This is a genomic window from Cupriavidus sp. 09_S30, from assembly GCF_056930435.1.
In genome coordinates this window covers 4224042-4240864 of sequence record NZ_JBXOWI010000001.1, presented here as the reverse complement: position 1 = coordinate 4240864, position 16823 = coordinate 4224042, and the positions used below count along the sequence as shown (strand labels likewise).

General features: G+C 61.4%; 17 protein-coding genes, 1 tRNA gene and 1 pseudogene. 10 read left to right on the top strand and 9 right to left on the bottom strand.

The window, feature by feature from the left end; genetic code table 11:
- The first annotated feature begins 191 nt into the window (after window positions 1-191).
- Both AC1Z3O_RS19710 and AC1Z3O_RS19705 read left to right on the top strand, forming a co-directional pair.
- Complete coding sequence (locus AC1Z3O_RS19710) at window positions 192-836, top strand: TetR family transcriptional regulator (protein ID WP_483517377.1); 645 nt, start codon at window positions 192-194, stop codon at window positions 834-836.
- Window positions 837-942: 106 nt separating this feature from the next.
- Complete coding sequence (locus AC1Z3O_RS19705; protein ID WP_483517376.1) at window positions 943-1863, top strand: alpha/beta hydrolase fold domain-containing protein; 921 nt, start codon at window positions 943-945, stop codon at window positions 1861-1863.
- 86 nt (window positions 1864-1949) lie between these two features.
- Here AC1Z3O_RS19705 and arfB read toward each other — a convergent pair whose 3' ends face one another.
- Both arfB and AC1Z3O_RS19695 read right to left on the bottom strand, forming a co-directional pair.
- A complete protein-coding gene (gene arfB, locus AC1Z3O_RS19700; RefSeq protein ID WP_483517375.1) occupies window positions 1950-2354 on the bottom strand; it encodes an alternative ribosome rescue aminoacyl-tRNA hydrolase ArfB in 405 nt (134 codons plus the stop codon).
- Between the two features lie 37 nt (window positions 2355-2391).
- Window positions 2392-3321 (bottom strand): cation diffusion facilitator family transporter, encoded by a 930-nt coding sequence (locus tag AC1Z3O_RS19695; protein WP_483517667.1) that lies wholly within the window; start codon window positions 3319-3321, stop codon window positions 2392-2394.
- Between the two features lie 277 nt (window positions 3322-3598).
- Here AC1Z3O_RS19695 and AC1Z3O_RS19690 point away from each other — a divergent pair, with 277 nt between their 5' ends.
- Window positions 3599-4612, top strand: coding sequence for a sterol desaturase family protein (locus AC1Z3O_RS19690; RefSeq protein ID WP_483517374.1), 1014 nt, complete (start codon window positions 3599-3601; stop codon window positions 4610-4612).
- A gap of 12 nt (window positions 4613-4624) precedes the next feature.
- Here AC1Z3O_RS19690 and AC1Z3O_RS19685 read toward each other — a convergent pair whose 3' ends face one another.
- The 5 genes from AC1Z3O_RS19685 to AC1Z3O_RS19665 all read right to left on the bottom strand — a co-directional run bounded on the left by AC1Z3O_RS19685 (window position 4625) and on the right by AC1Z3O_RS19665 (window position 10324).
- Window positions 4625-4747, bottom strand: coding sequence for a hypothetical protein (locus AC1Z3O_RS19685; protein ID WP_483517373.1), 123 nt, complete (start codon window positions 4745-4747; stop codon window positions 4625-4627).
- Window positions 4748-4874: 127 nt separating this feature from the next.
- Window positions 4875-5774 (bottom strand): SMP-30/gluconolactonase/LRE family protein, encoded by a 900-nt coding sequence (locus AC1Z3O_RS19680; RefSeq protein WP_483517372.1) that lies wholly within the window; start codon window positions 5772-5774, stop codon window positions 4875-4877.
- Window positions 5775-6052: 278 nt separating this feature from the next.
- Window positions 6053-6865, bottom strand: a complete 813-nt coding sequence (gene tolA, locus AC1Z3O_RS19675; RefSeq protein WP_483517371.1) for a cell envelope integrity protein TolA — start codon at window positions 6863-6865, stop codon at window positions 6053-6055.
- Window positions 6866-7332: 467 nt separating this feature from the next.
- The gene (locus tag AC1Z3O_RS19670) at window positions 7333-8049 is read right to left on the bottom strand and encodes a hypothetical protein (protein WP_483517370.1); all 717 of its coding nucleotides are present in this window, start codon (window positions 8047-8049) and stop codon (window positions 7333-7335) included.
- Between the two features lie 376 nt (window positions 8050-8425).
- The gene (locus AC1Z3O_RS19665) at window positions 8426-10324 is read right to left on the bottom strand and encodes a hypothetical protein (protein WP_483517369.1); all 1899 of its coding nucleotides are present in this window, start codon (window positions 10322-10324) and stop codon (window positions 8426-8428) included.
- Between the two features lie 174 nt (window positions 10325-10498).
- Between AC1Z3O_RS19665 and AC1Z3O_RS19660 the strand changes: the two genes are divergently transcribed.
- Together AC1Z3O_RS19660 and AC1Z3O_RS19655 are read left to right on the top strand one after the other, a co-directional pair.
- A complete protein-coding gene (locus AC1Z3O_RS19660) occupies window positions 10499-10867 on the top strand; it encodes a hypothetical protein (protein WP_483517368.1) in 369 nt (122 codons plus the stop codon).
- A gap of 126 nt (window positions 10868-10993) precedes the next feature.
- Window positions 10994-11503 (top strand): hypothetical protein, encoded by a 510-nt coding sequence (locus tag AC1Z3O_RS19655; RefSeq protein WP_483517367.1) that lies wholly within the window; start codon window positions 10994-10996, stop codon window positions 11501-11503.
- Between the two features lie 241 nt (window positions 11504-11744).
- Here AC1Z3O_RS19655 and AC1Z3O_RS19650 read toward each other — a convergent pair whose 3' ends face one another.
- Both AC1Z3O_RS19650 and AC1Z3O_RS19645 read right to left on the bottom strand, forming a co-directional pair.
- Window positions 11745-12623 (bottom strand): DNA adenine methylase, encoded by an 879-nt coding sequence (locus tag AC1Z3O_RS19650; protein WP_483517366.1) that lies wholly within the window; start codon window positions 12621-12623, stop codon window positions 11745-11747.
- Between the two features lie 2 nt (window positions 12624-12625).
- Complete coding sequence (locus AC1Z3O_RS19645) at window positions 12626-14521, bottom strand: AAA family ATPase (protein WP_483517365.1); 1896 nt, start codon at window positions 14519-14521, stop codon at window positions 12626-12628.
- Window positions 14522-14826: 305 nt separating this feature from the next.
- Here AC1Z3O_RS19645 and AC1Z3O_RS19640 point away from each other — a divergent pair.
- The 5 genes and pseudogenes from AC1Z3O_RS19640 to AC1Z3O_RS19620 form a co-directional block, all read left to right on the top strand.
- Window positions 14827-15087, top strand: a pseudogene (locus tag AC1Z3O_RS19640) (DUF1883 domain-containing protein); the annotation flags it as partial.
- A gap of 111 nt (window positions 15088-15198) precedes the next feature.
- Entirely contained in the window at window positions 15199-15600 is a 402-nt protein-coding gene (locus AC1Z3O_RS19635; protein WP_483517666.1) for a toll/interleukin-1 receptor domain-containing protein, read from the top strand.
- A 57-nt stretch (window positions 15601-15657) separates the two neighbouring features.
- Window positions 15658-15993, top strand: a complete 336-nt coding sequence (locus tag AC1Z3O_RS19630) for a TniQ family protein (protein ID WP_483517364.1) — start codon at window positions 15658-15660, stop codon at window positions 15991-15993.
- Window positions 15911-16654, top strand: a complete 744-nt coding sequence (locus AC1Z3O_RS19625; RefSeq protein WP_483517673.1) for a hypothetical protein — start codon at window positions 15911-15913, stop codon at window positions 16652-16654. The genes AC1Z3O_RS19630 and AC1Z3O_RS19625 overlap by 83 nt, the downstream gene beginning before the upstream one ends.
- A gap of 16 nt (window positions 16655-16670) precedes the next feature.
- A tRNA-OTHER gene (locus AC1Z3O_RS19620) sits at window positions 16671-16801 on the top strand.
- Window positions 16802-16823 lie beyond the last annotated feature (22 nt).

Here is a 16823-nt window from a genome sequence, read left to right as displayed (position 1 = left end):
ACATCCAGGGGGCAAACCCGAAAGACGGTAGACACTCGTCTACTTCCACAACAAAGTAGACGAATGTAGACTGAGTGTCAATTCGAATCGGCCAGCGAATCGGCCAGCAGCCGCGGCCGTTTGAATGACAGGCGGCCATTCCCCAGAACCATTCGACACGCGCGGGCCTGCGCCCGTGGACCTTGCTGCACATGGAAGACATTGCCGACGGCAAACGCAGACTGATCGACGCCGCTTTGCGGCTGGCCGCCGCCAAGCGCAGCTTTGCCTCGCTGGGGCTGCGCGAGCTGGCCCGCGAGGCCGGCCTCAATCCGAACACCTTCTACCGTCACTTCCGCGACATGGAAGACCTGGCCCTGACGGCGGTGGCCGAGGTCAGCGCGGAATTGCGGCCGATGCTGCGCGAGGTGCGATGGGCGGCCGCGCGCGACAGCTCGCAGGTGGTGGCCGAGCGCACCTGTGCGGCCTTCTTCGCCTATGCGCACGACCATGCCGACGCGCTCTTGCTGGCACTGTGCGGCAGCACGGGGCCGCAGCCCGCGCTGCGCGCGGCCATTCGCGGCCTGCTGGCCGACGTCGCCGCCGAGATCGCCGAGGATATGGAGCGGCTGCAACTCTACCCGTCGTTGCCGCGCGCCACCATCGACGCGGCCTGCGCCGACATCGTCTTCCATCTCTTCCACCTGTCGGCCGAGTACCTGGAAGCAGACGAAGCAGGCCGGCGCGAGCTTGTCGCGCGGGCGATGCGCCTGGTTTCCTGGCTGCTGCACGGCGCGGCGGCTACGCAGGCGGGCGAGCCCTGCCGGGGCGCGGGCAGGAACGGCAAGCCTGCTTAGGCAGACCTAAGCAGGCCGCCGCGCTGATTGGCGGCGCCAGCGACCGGCCGAAACAGGCGGCACAATCGAGAGCAAGGCAAGTCAGACCATCAAGAGGAGCCCCCCGATGAGCCTGCAGAACCTGTTGCTGTCCTTTGGACTGAAGCGGCGCCTGAAGCGCGGCCCGATGCCCCGGGAGATCGATGTGGAGGCCATGCGCGAGGCGATGTCCGGCTTCGGCCGCAATGCGCCCGTGCCGGCCGGCTGGCGCATTGATGCGAGCACCGAGGCGGCGCTGCCGGGCGAATGGACACGCCGCACCGACGCCGCCGCCCGCGCCGACGAGCCCACGCTGTTCTATCTCCATGGCGGCGGCTACTACTTCTGCACGCCACAGACGCACCGGCCCCTGACCCTGGCACTGGCACAGAAAAGCGGCATGCCGGTGTTCTCGCTGGACTACCGGCTGGCGCCGGAGCACCCTTACCCGGCGGCGCTCGACGATGCGCTGGCGGCCTACACGGCCCTGCTGGCACGCGGCCTGGCCCCTGCGCACATCGTGATCGCGGGGGATTCCGCCGGCGGCGGCCTGGCGCTGGCCACCCTGCTCGCGCTGCATGCGCGCGGCCTGCCGCTGCCGGCCGGCGCGCTGCTGTTCTCGCCCTGGACCGACCTGGCGGCCACCGGCGAGACCCTGCGCAGCAACGACCGCCACGACGTCATGTTCCACGGCGACGCGATCGGCCTGGTGGCGCGCCTGTACCTGGCGCAGACGCCGGCCACCGAGCCGCTGGTGTCGCCGCTGTATGCGGCCGACGCGGACCTCGCCGCCCTGCCCCCGCTCTACGTGCAGGCCAGCGACAAGGAAGTGCTGCTGGATGACTCGCGCCGCCTCGTGGCGCGCGTGCAGGCGGCCGGCGGCCAGGCCGAACTGCACCTGTGGCACGGCGTGCCCCATGTGTGGCAGATCTACCATCCCTTCCTGCCAGAGGCGCGCCGCGCGCTGGACCAGGCCGCGGCATTCGCGCGCCGCGTGGCGGGTAACTGAGCATGGGCGCAGCGGGCCGCTTCAGCGTGCGTGCCGGCGCACCTGTCGCGCGACTCCCGCTATCTCCGTTGTTCCCGTTATTCCCGTTATTCCACGACCTTGCCGCGCTGTGCCTTGAGCTGGCTGCGCTGGCTCTTGCCTTCCAGCCGGCGCACGCGGGAGCCATAGGTGGGGCGGGTCGGCCGGCGCGTGCGCGGCGGCTGCGCCACGCTTCGCACCAGCTCGTGCAGCCGGCGCACCGCCTCCTCGCGATTGGCCTCCAGGCTGCGATGCTGTTGCGCCTTGATGACCACCACGCCATCGCGCGTGATGCGGTGGTCGTGCAGCTGCATCAGCCGTTCCTGGTGGTCGAGGGCAAGCGAGGAGGCGCGGATGTCGAAGCGCAGGTGCACGGCATTGGAGACCTTGTTGATGTTCTGGCCGCCCGCGCCCTGCGCGCGGATCGCCGTGATCTCGTACTCGTGGTGGGGGATGGTGGTCTCGCCGTGCATGCGCGCATCTTAGCAAGGCGTGCCCAGGAAGTGCCGCTCAGCGCGCCACACTGACCGGATCGACGTGGGTCATCACATTGAGCACATCGGCGCGCGCCATCGCGCGATCGCTGGCCTCGGTTGCGATCGCATGCCCTTGCGCCACGGTCAGGCTGCCGTCCACCTCCAGGTGCACGTCGACCAGGATCATGTCGCCCATCTTGCGCGTCTTCAGGTCGTGCACCCCTTGCACACCGGGCGTGGCCGCGATCACTGCGCGCAGCACCTCCACCGTCTCGGCGTCGGCCGCGCGGTCGGTCAGGTCGCTCAGCGCGTCCCAGCCGAAGCTCCAGCCCATGCGCGCCACCATCAGGCCCACCACGATGGCCGCGACCGGATCCAGCAGGTGGTAGCCGAGCAGGTTGCCGACGATGCCGAAAGCCACCACCAGGGAGGAGGCGGCATCGGAGCGCGCATGCCAGGCGTTGGCTACCAGCATGCTGGAGCGCACGCGCTGGGCGACGGCCAGCATGTAGCGGAACAGCGATTCCTTGGCCACCAGCGCGGCCAGCGCTACCCACAGCGCGATCGGCTTGACGTGCTGGATGTCCTCCGGATGCTGCAGCTTGTGCGCTGCCGACCACAGCATGCCCGCGCCGACCACCAGCAACAGCAGGCCGAGCACGAGCGAGGCGGCATTCTCGAAACGCTGGTGTCCATAGTGGTGCTCGGCGTCGGGCGCCTTGCCGCCGTGGTGGCCGGCGAACAGCACGACGAAGTCGGCCACCAGGTCGGACAGCGTGTGCAGGCCGTCCGCCACCAGGCCGCTGGATCCGGACAGCAGGCCCGCCACGATCTGCACGATGCTCAGCACCGTGTTGACGGCCACGCTCACCAGCGTGCTGATCCGCGTCGCAGCCTGCCGGGCGGCGAGGCCGTCCGCCGCGTCGCCGGACTCCGGTTTTCCTGCCTGGTCCGCTTGCTCCATCTGCGCAAGCTGCTCTGCCTGCTCCGCCCGTTTCGATTTGCCCAGCATCTGCTCCATCCTCCGGATGCCGCACCCCGGCGACACGAGTCGCGCCGGCGCCGGCTCCAATCGACCGCAATGCTACCTCAGGGACAAGACAGGGCACATGCCGGCCGTGCGTCATCGGCGGCGATTGTTCGCGCGTTATTGACATCGGAAATACCACGCGGTGGCGTTCTCCAGCGGCGGCGCGCGGCGCGGGATCCGCTTCCCGCCAGCGCACTTGACCAGGCAAGCCATGCTGCACCAACTGCTCGCTCAACTCGACAACGCCGTGGCGGCGCTGCAGACGCTGCTGTACGTCGACCTCGTGCAGCCGCTGTGCTACCGCTTCGGCCTGATGGGCTACGACGAGGACGCCTACGAGGCACTGTACTGGGTCATCATCGGCGTGCTGCAGATCGCCGTGATGTACGCCCTGCTGCGCCCCCTCGAGGCACTGCGGCCGCTCGAACGCTGGCCGGACCGCAAGGCCGTGCGCGCCGACGTGGCCTACACCTGGATCGGCAAGCTGGGCGTGATCAACCTCGCCTTCTTCTTCCTGCTGCGGCCGCTCTTCGATCACTGGCAGAACCTGATGGTGATGCACGGCGTGACGGCCTTCGAACTCGACCGTCTTCTGCCGGACGCGGGCGAGCAGCCGGTGGCGTCCTTCCTGGTCTACCTGGTGGCGCTCGATTTCGCCGGCTACTGGTACCACCGCTGGCAGCACCGCTTCGGCCTGTGGTGGGAGCTGCATGCGGTCCATCACAGCCAGCAGCAGATGTCGCTGTGGGCGGACGACCGCAACCACTTCCTCGACGAGCTGCTGCAGGCGGCCTTCTTTGCGTTGATCTCGCTGTTTATCGGCGTGCAGCCGACGCAGTTCGTCGTGCTGGTGGCTGTGGGCAACTTCATGCAGAGCGTGCAGCACGTCAATGCTCACCTGCCCTTCGGCCGGCTGCTGGAACGCCTGGTGGTCAGCCCCGCGTTCCACCGCCGCCACCATGCCATCGGCTACGGTCATGAGGGTTCGCGCTACGGCTGCAACTTCGGCGTGCTGTTCCCCTGGTGGGACATGCTGTTCGGCACGGCCTCGTGGGCAAGCGGCGCGGAACCGACCGGCATCCGCGACCAGCTGCCGGCACCGCTGGGCAGCGGGCGCGACTACGGCGCCGGCCTGTGGGCGCAGCAGTGGCGCGCCCTGGGCCGCATCATGCAGCGTCTGCGCGGCGGCGCGCAAGGCGGCAGCACGGCGGACCCCGCCCTGTGAGACCCACCGGAATCATCCGGCTTCCTGCGCCACTTCCATGATCTGCCGGCGCAACCAGGTGTGCGCAGGGTCGTCGTGCGTGCGCTCGTGCCAGATCATGGACGGGGAGACCGCGTCCATGTCCAGCGGCGCCATGATCTCGAGCTACGATTGGGTGCCCGCCAACTACGACGATCGCCCCTTGAGCTTGCTGCCGCCGCAGAAGTAGCCGCCCGGCTTCCCGCAAGATGGGGCTGGCGTAGCCGGGCCAGGGCCAGGCGGCTCAGGGCAGCCCCGCGTGCGGCACATCCACCTCGGTCATCAGGATCTGGCCCAGACGCGATGTGCGCCGCTCGTGCTCGGCGAAGCCCGGCGCCGCCGCCATGAACAGCGTGGTGCCCTTCGGCCCGCCCAGCGCGGCGGCGAAGATGCCCTGCTCGCCGGTGTCGATCTGTTCCAGGATCCTGCCGCCCTGCTGCACGCGCACGATGCGCTTGCCGAGCGCATCGGCCACCCAGACCGCGCCCTCGGCGTCGAGCGCACCGCCATCCGGCGCGATCGAGGCAGCGGCCATCAGCGTGCCGACGTCATCGCTGTCGGGCATGGGACCGAAGCTCGCCCAGTCGCGCCGTGGGCCCAGATCGCCTCCTGCCGGGATGTCGAACACCGAGATGCGATTGCCGAAGGTCTCGTTGACGATCAACTCGCGGCCGTCGGGCGTGATGAAGGAACCGTTGGGAAACCACAGGCCGTCGGCCACCACGCGCGCCGCGCCGTCGGGCTCGACGCAGACCAGGCCGGTCGGCCGGAAGGGCGCGCCGGCCATCAGGTCGAAGCCGAAATTGCCGACATAGGCACGGCCCGTGGCATCGACCACCATGTCGTTGATATGGCCGCCGGTCAGCGCGCTCAGGTCGGCGTGCACGGCCACGGTGCCGTCGGGATCGCAGCGCAGCACCTTGCGGTCGCGCATCGACGAGATCAGCAGGCGCCCGTCGGGCAGCCAGCCGAGGCCGGAGGGCTGCTGCGGCACCTGCGCCATTTCGGTGACGGCGCCGTCGAGACCGGCGGCGATCACCTTGCCCGTGTAGAAATCGGATGCCCACAGCCTGCCCTCGTGCCACCTCAGGCCCTCGAGGAAGGTATAGCCGGACACCAGAACCGATAACGTTCGCTTCGCCATGCATCGTCTCCTGATTTTTGTTGGGATGATGTTGGGATGGGAACTGCACGCGCCGGATTCCCGCCGGATGGCCCGCGCCACGAGAGCGTCACGCCGCAGGCCCACTGTAGCCGATTGCGGGGCGGCACGCAGCTTGCAGTGCCGCAGTGGCCTCGGCCGGACCCGCTCCGGCAAGGTGCCGCCCACATTCGCTGACAGGACGGCAGTGCGGTCGTTGGTACGCTTGACGCAATCTGCCAGGATGCGAAACCGTGAGCCCATGGCGATGCGGTGGTGGCTTAGTCCTTCGGCTTGAAGGTGATGGTGACCCTGGCTGGCGCTATGCCGTTCTCGTCGCGTGGCAGCGGATTGGATCTTTCCAGAGCGCGCAGCACGGCGCTATCCCAGTCCGAGTTGCCACTCGACTTGACCAGCCGGGCCGACAGCAGCGTGCCGTCCGGGGCCAGTTGCACCAAAACCACCGCCGCGGGGTTACCGGCGACCTCTTCGGAGAAGATGATGTTCGGCTTGACGCGGCTGCGCAATCGATCTGGATAGCCCGATGAGGCCGTGCCGCCTCCGCTGCCTCCGCCGCTGCTGCTGCCGCCAGCCGAGCGGCCGGCCATGGCCTCCAGGCGCGCCAGTTCGCCGCGGCGCGATGCGTCGGCGGCAGCCTTGGCTTCTGCCTGCGCTTCCTTGCGGGCAGCGTCCTGGCGCTCGGCTTCCTCGCGGGCGTGGCGCGTGTTCAGGGCGGCCTGCTTGCGCGCCTGCTCACGCTCGGCAGCGATCTCCTGGCGGCGCTTCTGCTGCAGCGAGATATCGGCCTCCTCCTCCTTCTGCTTCACGGCCGGCTGCGGCGGCACCGCGGTTTCCGGCGGCGCGGTCGTGGTCTCGGGGATCGCGTCCCACAGTTCGGCCTGGACACCGACTGGTGGTTTGCTCTGCCAATGCACGCCGTAGTAAAGAAAGGCGCCGAACAACAGATGCATCAGGAGCGCGAGGAGAAAGCACCACAGGGTGCCGCGCTCCGGGACCGGCTGATAGGGATAGGCGGGGGTCTTCTTCATAGGCCGCGGCGGACACATGTGGCCGAATGTCTCCGCCGCGTTCATTGGACTTTGCCACCGGGCTCATTGTTCTTGCGGGAAAACCCGGCCATCGGAGACGGCAGCATGTGCGCCGCCCCCCTGGCGCAATCGGTGACACCGCTGACCTGGGTGCAGACGCCGCCGGCAGACGTGCGCGCGCCGAAGCTGGCTGCAATTCAGCTACGGTCGGTGTGCAATGCGGTGGGGGATGTGGCGTTAAGCAATTAGTGGCGTGTTTCGGATCCGGATGCTGTCCGTGCCCGCCATCAATATGACCAATAAGGCGCTTTCGTGGCTTCGTTTTGTCGGTTTAAATGTCCGAGGTTCCCATTCTTTACGGTTTAAATGTCCCTATCTGAATCGGACGAGTAAGCCTTTGAATCATATGAAGTTTTCAAGAGCGCCGTCCACCCGAATATCGGGAGAGGGGCCGTGGCCACCGCATATTCTTGCAGGCGCCTCAGGAGATCGCGCCCTCCTCCCCCTCCTCGTCAATCAAAGAAGCCGTTGGGCCAAAATGCCCACCCCACCAGTCCAAGCAGAGATATCGCCTGTAGGGAATAAAGCTCCTTCCCGTAGGCAACGTCGTGCCCATGTAGCACGCGGTGCCGGCTCAGGTGGTTTGGCGCTGCTGAGTTGGTCGGCTTGCTAATTGGATGCTGAACGCTAAGCGATGCGACAAAGGCCTTCGCATAGTCCGCCACCACCTGGTCGCCGAGCCACTTCGCAATCGCTGGTCGGTTCTGTTTGGTATTAAAGACCGACGTCTCGCTCACCTCATACGCAATGCCCTCCGTCGACATGATCGCCAAGGGCACCGCTGCCAGATAGCGGCCCTCTTCGTGAAGGGCAAAGACCTCTCGCAGCATTGGCGCCCGGTGAGGAAATGCTGCTTCCAGATTCGCCCTAATCGTCGGAAGCAAGCCTCGCACAAGATCGCCAAACAACGAGTCCAACTTGCCGGGATCATCCCCACATTCCTCTACATCGGCGGCAAAGGATATTGGTGCATCGGGCACGAAGAACCAATTGTGCCGCGCAGCGATGAGGACGGCCCGTTCGTCCCGGGCACGCAAAGCCTCGATGTCTAGCTTCGCAAGCCGCGACACCACTCCATGGTAGTGAAAGTTCGCCGAAGCAGATTTGGCCGACGGCAGCAGCGCACGCAGCGAACTAGAAACTTGCCATACGCGCTGGCTCTCAAACACAGCTCCAATTTCCCGCAGATGAGCCGTCGAGTTACTGAGGGCCTGGATCACCTCCCGCGCAGGCGCCAACGCCTTATCAAGGTTGGGTATCCTGGACGAGAAGTTCCGCTGTAGCGCGGCCAGTGATCTCAACCTCTCAAGATCTCGTCTGCCCCGGGACAGCTAATTCGTTGAAGTGCAGCCAGGGTGGCGCCAATATCGACGCCGACCTTGTGTATATCCGACTTCCCACTTACCTCATTCTTTTGGTGCGATCAGGGTACTAGCGGGGGCATCGTGATCCCCTGCAGGCAACAAGTCCCAGAGCACGCCGATGCGGCGTGCTCTGGTCTGTTGCTCTTGTAATTGGGGTCAAGTTGCGCGTTGTCTTCGGGCCTCAACTGGTCTGTCGCGGCCGGGCGGCATACTTGGCGACATCCTCCGCGTATGCGGTTTCATCAAGGTGCCGAAGTATTGCTTTCTGTTCGCTCACGGCCAACGTCTGGAAACGGAGGAGATTCGGGTTGAGCGCCATGAATAGCTTATCGCCCTCCGTGTTGTTGCCAAATAGCCGCGGATGGTAGTACGACAGGTCGCGTAATGCGTCGTAAGGCGGAATGGTAGCGAAGCGAAGGTAGCTGCCCTTACGGCCGCTCGGCGGGAATGCGCGGTCGATAGCCTGCTCAATGGCGGAGTCAAGCGGCTCGCGGAGCCGCTTGGGATCGAGACCGGGCGTATTAGTGGTGTCCCCGCCCGCGGACACTACCCCGTCGCGAAGGCGGAAGTACTCGCCGATCGCTTGATCCAGGCGCTCGAGCGGGTTGCAGTATGGCCTCGCATGCCCCGGAAGCATTGCAATGTAGTCGTTATTGAACAGGCAGATGGCCTGCATCACCATTTCGTCGGACGAAGCCAGGTTGGGCGTCTCGGAGAAGGTCGCAAATACTGTCGGGTGCTGGATTGACCAGTTATTCGCCAGCTTCATTCCTTGCGCAAAGTGGATGACCAATGGGTCCAGGCTCCCGTGGTTGAGCTTTTTTTTGCACATGACGGCCAGCGCAATCGCGAAGCGAGCGGCAGCGGCGCCTACGTTACCGAGTTGCCGGGTCTCCCCATGATTTAAGACCCGCCGGAATTGGGCCGCGGCGCCCTCGAGATCGGATTTGGCAAGCAAGTACCGCCCCAAAGTGAGGTCACCATAGGGTTCCAGGACTGAATGGTTTGGGTGATTTTGGAAGACTGTCAGCGCGCGGTCGAACACGGCGGCGTCTATGGATCTGGCACCTAATAGCGAATGCAGGTCGAGCAGAGGGCGACACCCCGACGCCGCGACATTGTCGAGGCGCCGCCAAAACGCCAGGCGGAGCAGATTGAACGGAGAGGTGCCGTCTCGCTCCAAAGCATCCAGATCAAGAGACGCCATCAGCTCCTCAAACAGGTGAAGGTGACCGCCCGTAATTTGAGCAACCTCCGGGTAGCTTTCAAGCGATCCCTCCGGATCAAGGTCGGCCAACTGTTCATAGCGACGGTGTAATTCGCGCCAGTGCGTAACAGGGTCGCCGGGTACGAGATCGGACGTACGAGCCATGAGTCGCTTCATTGCCATGCCAGCGATGTATGCCGCGCGCACTTGGGAGATCACTGCGTCGATAGCGTCTTCGCTAAGACGCGGTGTCAGGGATGCTCTTAGCGCCTCGATCTCCGAATCAATGGTCGCTCGCTTCTTATCCGAGCGGGTATCAAGCTTGCCCAACCGATTTCTGAATTCCGACGCTGCTGTACCGACTTCTTCTGAGGCAATTTGCGCCCTCACAACCTCCTTCACTGCAGCCACGACATCGTAGGGCGAGCCATCAAGGGGCGGCAACAAGTCGGGGATATAAAACAAAGGTGACGTCTTGCCAAATACCCGGGCGCGTCGAAGCACCACGGCCGCCTGCGGAAAAACCCAGAGGTGCAGGAACAGGACCACTCCGTCGGCATGCCCGCGCCGCGTCAAAAGTGGGATTGCTCGGAGATGCGACAGGAGCGCTTCGTATTGCTGAAGCCAGTGGCGGACCGTATCCGCAGCGGAAGGGTCGTTTCCACCAAGAAGCGGCGCAAGCTCGTCGGCCAGGCCGCGAATTTGCTGATGCGGAATTTTTGTCGCGTAGCGTCTCTGCTTACCCGTCCAGGAGCGAGCCTGGGAGAGTCTTTCGGGCGGGGACGTCGCCAGCCCGAATCCGATCGCCAATTCCTCGAACAACTTCTCGTAGGTTGGAGTCATCGCATAGCGCTGGTCTGGCACGTCGTTCATCGCCTCTCGTCCTTTCCGGTGGCCTGAGAACAGCCCACCTCATACATTTGCCCTGTCGAGTTTCGGGCGCACATCAGGAGGTCCCAGGACTCGGCCTTTTCCTTTATCAATCAACGGTATATGGCGTTCTCGCCTTGAGTACGAGAAGCCGAAGCCATAGAGTGGAGTGATGCAATGAGCATTATTGTAGTCCCGGACGCGATTGAGGTTGCGCCGACCATCGAGGAGGCTGAACTGTTGGAGGACGCGGTGGCTGCCACTAGCGCGGCAGTGTTGAACTACCGCGCTTGCGCAGGTCAGATTGACGCGGAGGTCGAGAGCCAGAACGAAGACCGCCGCCTGTCCTTGGACGATCTGCCGTACGGTGAAGAGATGGTACGCACGAAGGAACTGCCCTTGGCGCTCAAGCGCGCGGCTAGGCTGCTCGATGGCGAAAAGGTCACCACGCAGGCTTTCAACGAGGCGAGGGACATTGTGTTGGATGCCCAGACCACGCTGGATGACTGCACGCCGCTGCCGCCCGACATGCTCGACCCGGCGTAAGGTCAATCGCGAACCCCCTCGATCTTGAGGGGGTTTTTGCGCAAAGAAGGTTGGGAGGTGGCACCAGTGCCCGGCTCCGGCAAAGGTAGCGTGCGGCGTATCACGCGAGCCAAGGAAAGTAAGCTGGTGAGTATTCGGACCACCCAGGACACCTGGATCGCTTTTCCGCGCGATGCGGCAGACGAGCGGTGGGGAACGCTCTCTGACGTTGACGCCGTGGTGGCCGTGTCTGTCGACGATCCCAGCGAGCCCCGATATGCCAACTTCCATATCTTCGACGGCGATGAGGTTCGATCGCGTTTTGATCGTGCCCATGCCGCACGCCTGAAGGCAGGACATTCGATTCCCGCTGGCCGCGGCGTCTGGGTTGGTATCTACCAGCCCGAGGCTGAAGACCCGCCGAGTCATGTCGGCTGTGGCATTGGCCTGGTTCACCCACCAATCGCGAAGATCCCTCTGGCCGACATCGAGCCTAGGGAACCAGAGGGCTCCAAGTCGACAATCGATATGCCGGTAGTCGTCGCGCCGCCGGCCGCTCGGGAAGAAGGCCCGCTAACCATCGCGGACGCCAAACGCCGGCTAGCTGCAACTTTCGGGGTGGCGCCGGACAGCATCAAGATTACCATCGAAGCTTAATACGCATGAGCCCGCGCGCGACCATCGTCTCTGCGAAGCTCCAGTGCCGATCTGGTCAGATGGCTACCATCATCGTGTGGATTACTCCCCTCGCTCAAGGCCGGCGGTTCGATTGACGCAAATCCGGAAAGCGTGCCAGAGAACGCAAAGGGCAGTCGCCATGACCGATCCCCCTCGCTAGGTGAGGAAAACGGACTTCCCTATTGCGTGACGGACCTGATAGCTCACCCGCATGGCGCTGCTAGGCCGCGAATTTCGGGGCGTCCAACTCGAAATCTTCTCCGAGGTCGAGATTCGGACTAAAAAACATAACCTCGGAGCCGACATACCGCGACTGTGCCGTGTAGTGCAGACTGTAGTCACGCGAGCGCACCAACCCATACATTCCTCGAATTTCATCGACCCCATCGTAGGAGACCACCCAGGGGTAAGGGAATCTCGAATCACAAAGCAATTTTGCAATTCGGGCGTGATCCTCGTGCTCGTAGAAGTTTCTATATAGATCTTGCCCCTTTACGTAGTAGGGAGGATCAAGATAAATAAACGACCTTTCAGGAAGAATCTTCTCAGCGCAACCGAGCAAGGAAAATGCGTCCTCATTGTGAACCGAAATTCTGTCCGCATAAGCTGCAATCTTGTTTAGGCGCCCAATCAATTGTTCCTTCTTATACCGCGCATCCAAACGATAGGGACCAGCTTGATCCTTCCCTCCGATGACGCCTGCCTTGAGGATCCCAGATCTATTGGTACGGTTCAGGAACAGAGTAGCGAAGCCTCTTTCCACTTGACTTGCGACCACCTCCCCCCGCAGAACCCGTCGCCAATGGTGCCACTGCTCCATATTAACGGGCGTTTCCCGAACAAGCTCGATCAACTCGGCTGAGTGTTGTGTCGCGGATATCCAAAATGCGAACAGGGCCGAATCCGAATCATTTATATGAACATGCCCAGCAACATCATGAAATAGCAGGTCCAAAGCCACGCCGGCACCCCCGGCATAGGGCTCGAGGTAATGCCCGCCCGTAAGCCCATTATGCTGCATCACGGCGCCGATAAACTGGGCGAACCGAGCTTTCCCGCCGGGATAGCGGAGTGGAGTGTAAAGGCGATTGGAATACATTATTAGGCTTGAGAGACAGCAACGCTCGCGGATTCCGATTTCTTGGTTGTCTTTTGCCCAGTTGAGTTCTTTCCAGACTGCTTGGCCAACTCGGACGGATCGACGGTTGCATTCCTAACAGCGAGGATCAAATCCTGCATAAATGATTCAACACCGACCGCGTTATCAAGGACCCAACCTTCAACTAGCTTCATGTTGTTAATTTCCTCCAGCCGAGTCGTGAACCAGGATTTTGCCACCTCGCGGTCTGCCTCGATTGGTTTTCCGTCAGACTCATGCTTTCGACGATCAAGAATGTGCTTTTGAATGTAATCTTCATCCGCACCAACACTACGAATTAATTCTTTCGTCGCCGGGTATGCCGTAGCCGATGCCACAATAGCTGCACACATTTCGCGCAGAATGACTTCTGGAGACTGCTTCTTGCTATTCTGGGGATCAGGTGGCAATTTCACGACATTAGGGGCGTTGCCTGCGCTGGCGTCCGCGTCAACGGCAATCACGACGGATTTAAAGTAATCATCCGCATTCAAAAGACCCACAAGATTTGCGCACCCAACATGAACGGGAACTACGTCCAAGTTAAATCCGGTTGAGGACAGTACTTGATCCCTCCTTTGCTCCGACAAGATCGCCTCCAGGAACAAAGCCGCTTCTTTATCTTCCACGTAGACCTTCACGGAACCCGCCTTAGGCGTTGTCCGCGGCGCCAAGAGGGTCATGTGCATATCCGCATGCACCGCCTCAAAGCTCTTTACATCAAGGAGCTGGATCGGATTTCCGCCTTTCAAATACACAATCTGATCGAGGGGCGCTCCCAGCAACTTTGTGTTGTGAATCTCACGATGGGCGTACTCGAGCATCGTCAGGGAATGCGTCGTCGCGATCACCTGAACCTTGAGACTACGCGCTTTGCCCTTTATTTGGTCCAACAGATCCTGCTGCGCACGTGGATGGAAGCCTGCATCTAGCTCATCGATTACCAAAATGCCGCCGCGATATCCATTACCCAACTCCCGCTTAAGTTTGCCGAAAGAAGCAAATGCCGTCGCTATCGCACTCAGCGAATCTTGGCCGAGCGAAACTGTGGCGGAATCATAATCCGCGTAGTTTGAATACAGCGCACTCTTCCGAGTTCCCCTGATACTCTGGGCGGTAACGGTTCCATCCTCGTTTAGCGGGCCTGGATGGATAACGGCTTCGACAATCTCATTGTAAATCTTGAGATCATCCACATGCATCCGCATCTTCTTTGCGTCCAAGGAACTGGCTTCAGTTTCCCCAGTCGGAATAACGCGAGTCATGCCAAGATAAATTGTTGGCAAGGGAACCTTGCCGGCCTCACCAATCTGAAGCCCATCGACGATAATAGGCTGCTTGGGTTCATTTCGAGGAACAACGCGCAAGCGCGTTGAATTGCCCGAAACATTTCCTTTTTTTGTAAAAACATTACTCCCAACCTTGTAGTTGAGGAGCACATAGGGTCGCTCTGCTTCGGTGCGCTTATATTCGCGATCGTACGATAGCCGAAGGATTTCTTCCGAGTTGACTCGCGGCTCGATTCCGAGATATGTCTTGAATTTAGTCCGACTGAGACCTGATGCGCTAGCAATCAGTGCGAGTACGGTCGATTTTCCTACGCCGTTCCGCCCTGCAATCAATGTGATTCGGTCGGCGATATTAATCTTGATATTACCGAGCTTCCGAAACGGTGGGGAGTTGAAGTCAATGGAGTCGAGCGTCAAACGCGCGACCTGCTGTGCAGGCTCTTTAGGGGATTGCTGAGCCCTAGCCTTCTTAACGGCGGCGCTACGCCCTTTTGCAGCAAGACTTTTCCGTGGAACAGATTTTTTTGCACGTGCAACAGACGCTGCAATATTCTTCTTATTGGCTGCCATATCTATATTATCGACCCTTGGAATGCCTTGACGAAAGGCGATCTAACACTGTTGCCGTCAGCTCAAGTTCGCGACTAGCCTTGGTTATTAAACCGCAAATTATAACACTATCGACATCGAAACGAAGACCAGCGTACGTATTTGGCGTAGGATCGTTCCTATTGACCGCTTCCACACCCCCCAGACGGGGTAAGTAGCCACGCGCGAGTGATGTATTGGTTTATTATCGGCTATTTGATAGTTTGGTTTTCGTACACTCCACACGGGTAGAAGCCCGCTTCGCGTATAAAGCTTGGGGGAGTTTAGTGTCGGGAAAGTTCTCTTACTACGACTTGGGACAGCTTCAATCCGGGCAGATCGTCGAAGTGACTCTGTCGGGGAACGCTGCCAACGTCCGGCTGTTGGACGGCTCGAATTTCAGTAGCTACAAGCGGGGGGGCCGCCATCAGTATTATGGTGGCTTGGCTCGGCAATCGCCTGTTCGCTTGCAGGTCCCCCGGTCGGGACATTGGTACGTAACCGTGGATCTACAAGGGCTTAGCGGTTCAGTCCGGCACAGCATCAGGGTTCTTCCAAGCCCGTTACCCGCTATCCGTGAGGATCCGCTTTCAAGTGTCCCTAGCCTCCTTCGCCCTGAAGCTCCTCCGAGCTACGAGCGGTCTTCCGAGCGATTCGATGTGTTTATCTCGCACGCATCGGAAGACAAGAGTGAGGTAGCCAGGCCGCTTGCCGAAGCATTGCAGTCACAAGGCCTGCGGGTCTGGTATGACGAATTCACACTTCGGATCGGAGATAGTCTGCGACGGAAGATTGACGAAGGGCTGGCAAACAGCCGCATCGGTCTTGTTGTGCTTTCCCCATCTTTCCTTAAAAAGGGGTGGACGAACCATGAGCTTGATGGGATTGTGACTAGGTCGGTAACCGGCGAGCAGGTTTTGCTTCCGATCTGGCACAAGCTCAGCAAGCAAGAGGTGATCGAGTACAGCCCGTCCCTCGCTGACAAGCTTGCTCGAAGTACTGCGACGCATACGGTCGAAGAGATCGCAATGGAGATTGCTGAACTAATTAAATGTGAGTAACGGGCGAGTCAGGAACGCGACCTCGAACGCAGGAATGAGCTTCCGGAGTGCCTTGAGGTGGCGTTGCGACGGCCTGAGGGAGGACACGATTCCCCTTTACCAGTCGCTCACCTGTTGCCTGAGTCGAAGCTGCTTGCTCAAGCGCAGAGATTTTGCCCGCACTGCTACAAGGCGGACGTGCAGCGAGACGGGCCGATGTATAACCGACTCGTCTGGAGCCTTGACGTCGTACGCGCGTGTTCGATCCATGGGGTACGTCTTGCCGAAGAATGCCCACATTGCAGAAATAACGGAGAGCCGGCGAAGCCCTATGGATTGCATTCTCCTGGCATCTGCCCAAAGTGCGCGGTACGATCTGAGCAATACTCCCACTTGCGAGGCGGAACTGAGTGAGATCGACGCCGCGCGCCGAGTCGCAGAATTCCTCGACAACGCACGCTGGGTGAAGTCGGCCCAAGCAGACGGGGAAGGCGTCAAAGATTTCCTCCGTCAGATGACCAGAAAGGTCGCAGATGGGTATTACTCAAAGCTGGCCACAATGCTTGGGTCGACGAAGAACAACATGCATGGGTGGATCCACGGGCGTGTCGTTCCTTCCTTTCCCGCCATAGTCCGAATGGCGCAAGCCTTTGATTGCCTGATATCGGATGTTCTTTTGAACGTCGACATCGTCCCGCGTTACAGACCCCAGTTGGCGAGAGAGACCCTCAAGCTTCATGCCCCTCGTCGCAGGAGCGGCAAGGTGAACTGGACCGACGTCCAAAACAAGATTGAAGATGTCGAAAGCCAAGAACTCACCCTAACGGAAGTGGCCCAGATCGCGGGCGTAGATCCAAAATACATCCGTCGCCGTTTTTCGGAAAAGGCTCGAGCAATTGTGCAGGCCTCGCGAAATCGCAAGCGTCGGGAAACTGTGCACCGAGCCACGGCCCGTCTGGACGCCTACTGTCGTGCTCACCACGAAGTGCTCGCCCGCGGGGAGTCGCCAAGCCGGCGTCGGGTTCTCTATGCGCCCGCGGAGATAAATGATACGCTTCATGCGCTCAAGTGGTGAGAGCCTTATGAGCATTGGCCAGTTTGCATAGCGGCAGTGCACTCCGAGGTCGCGGGAGAAATCCCGCGGCCTTCCGACGAAAGGGCTGTTTTTAGAAAGCGCCCTTTCGTCGGAGAGGCGGGGGCTCGATTCCCTCATTGGCCACCAAGAATTTACGCCTACTGACTCA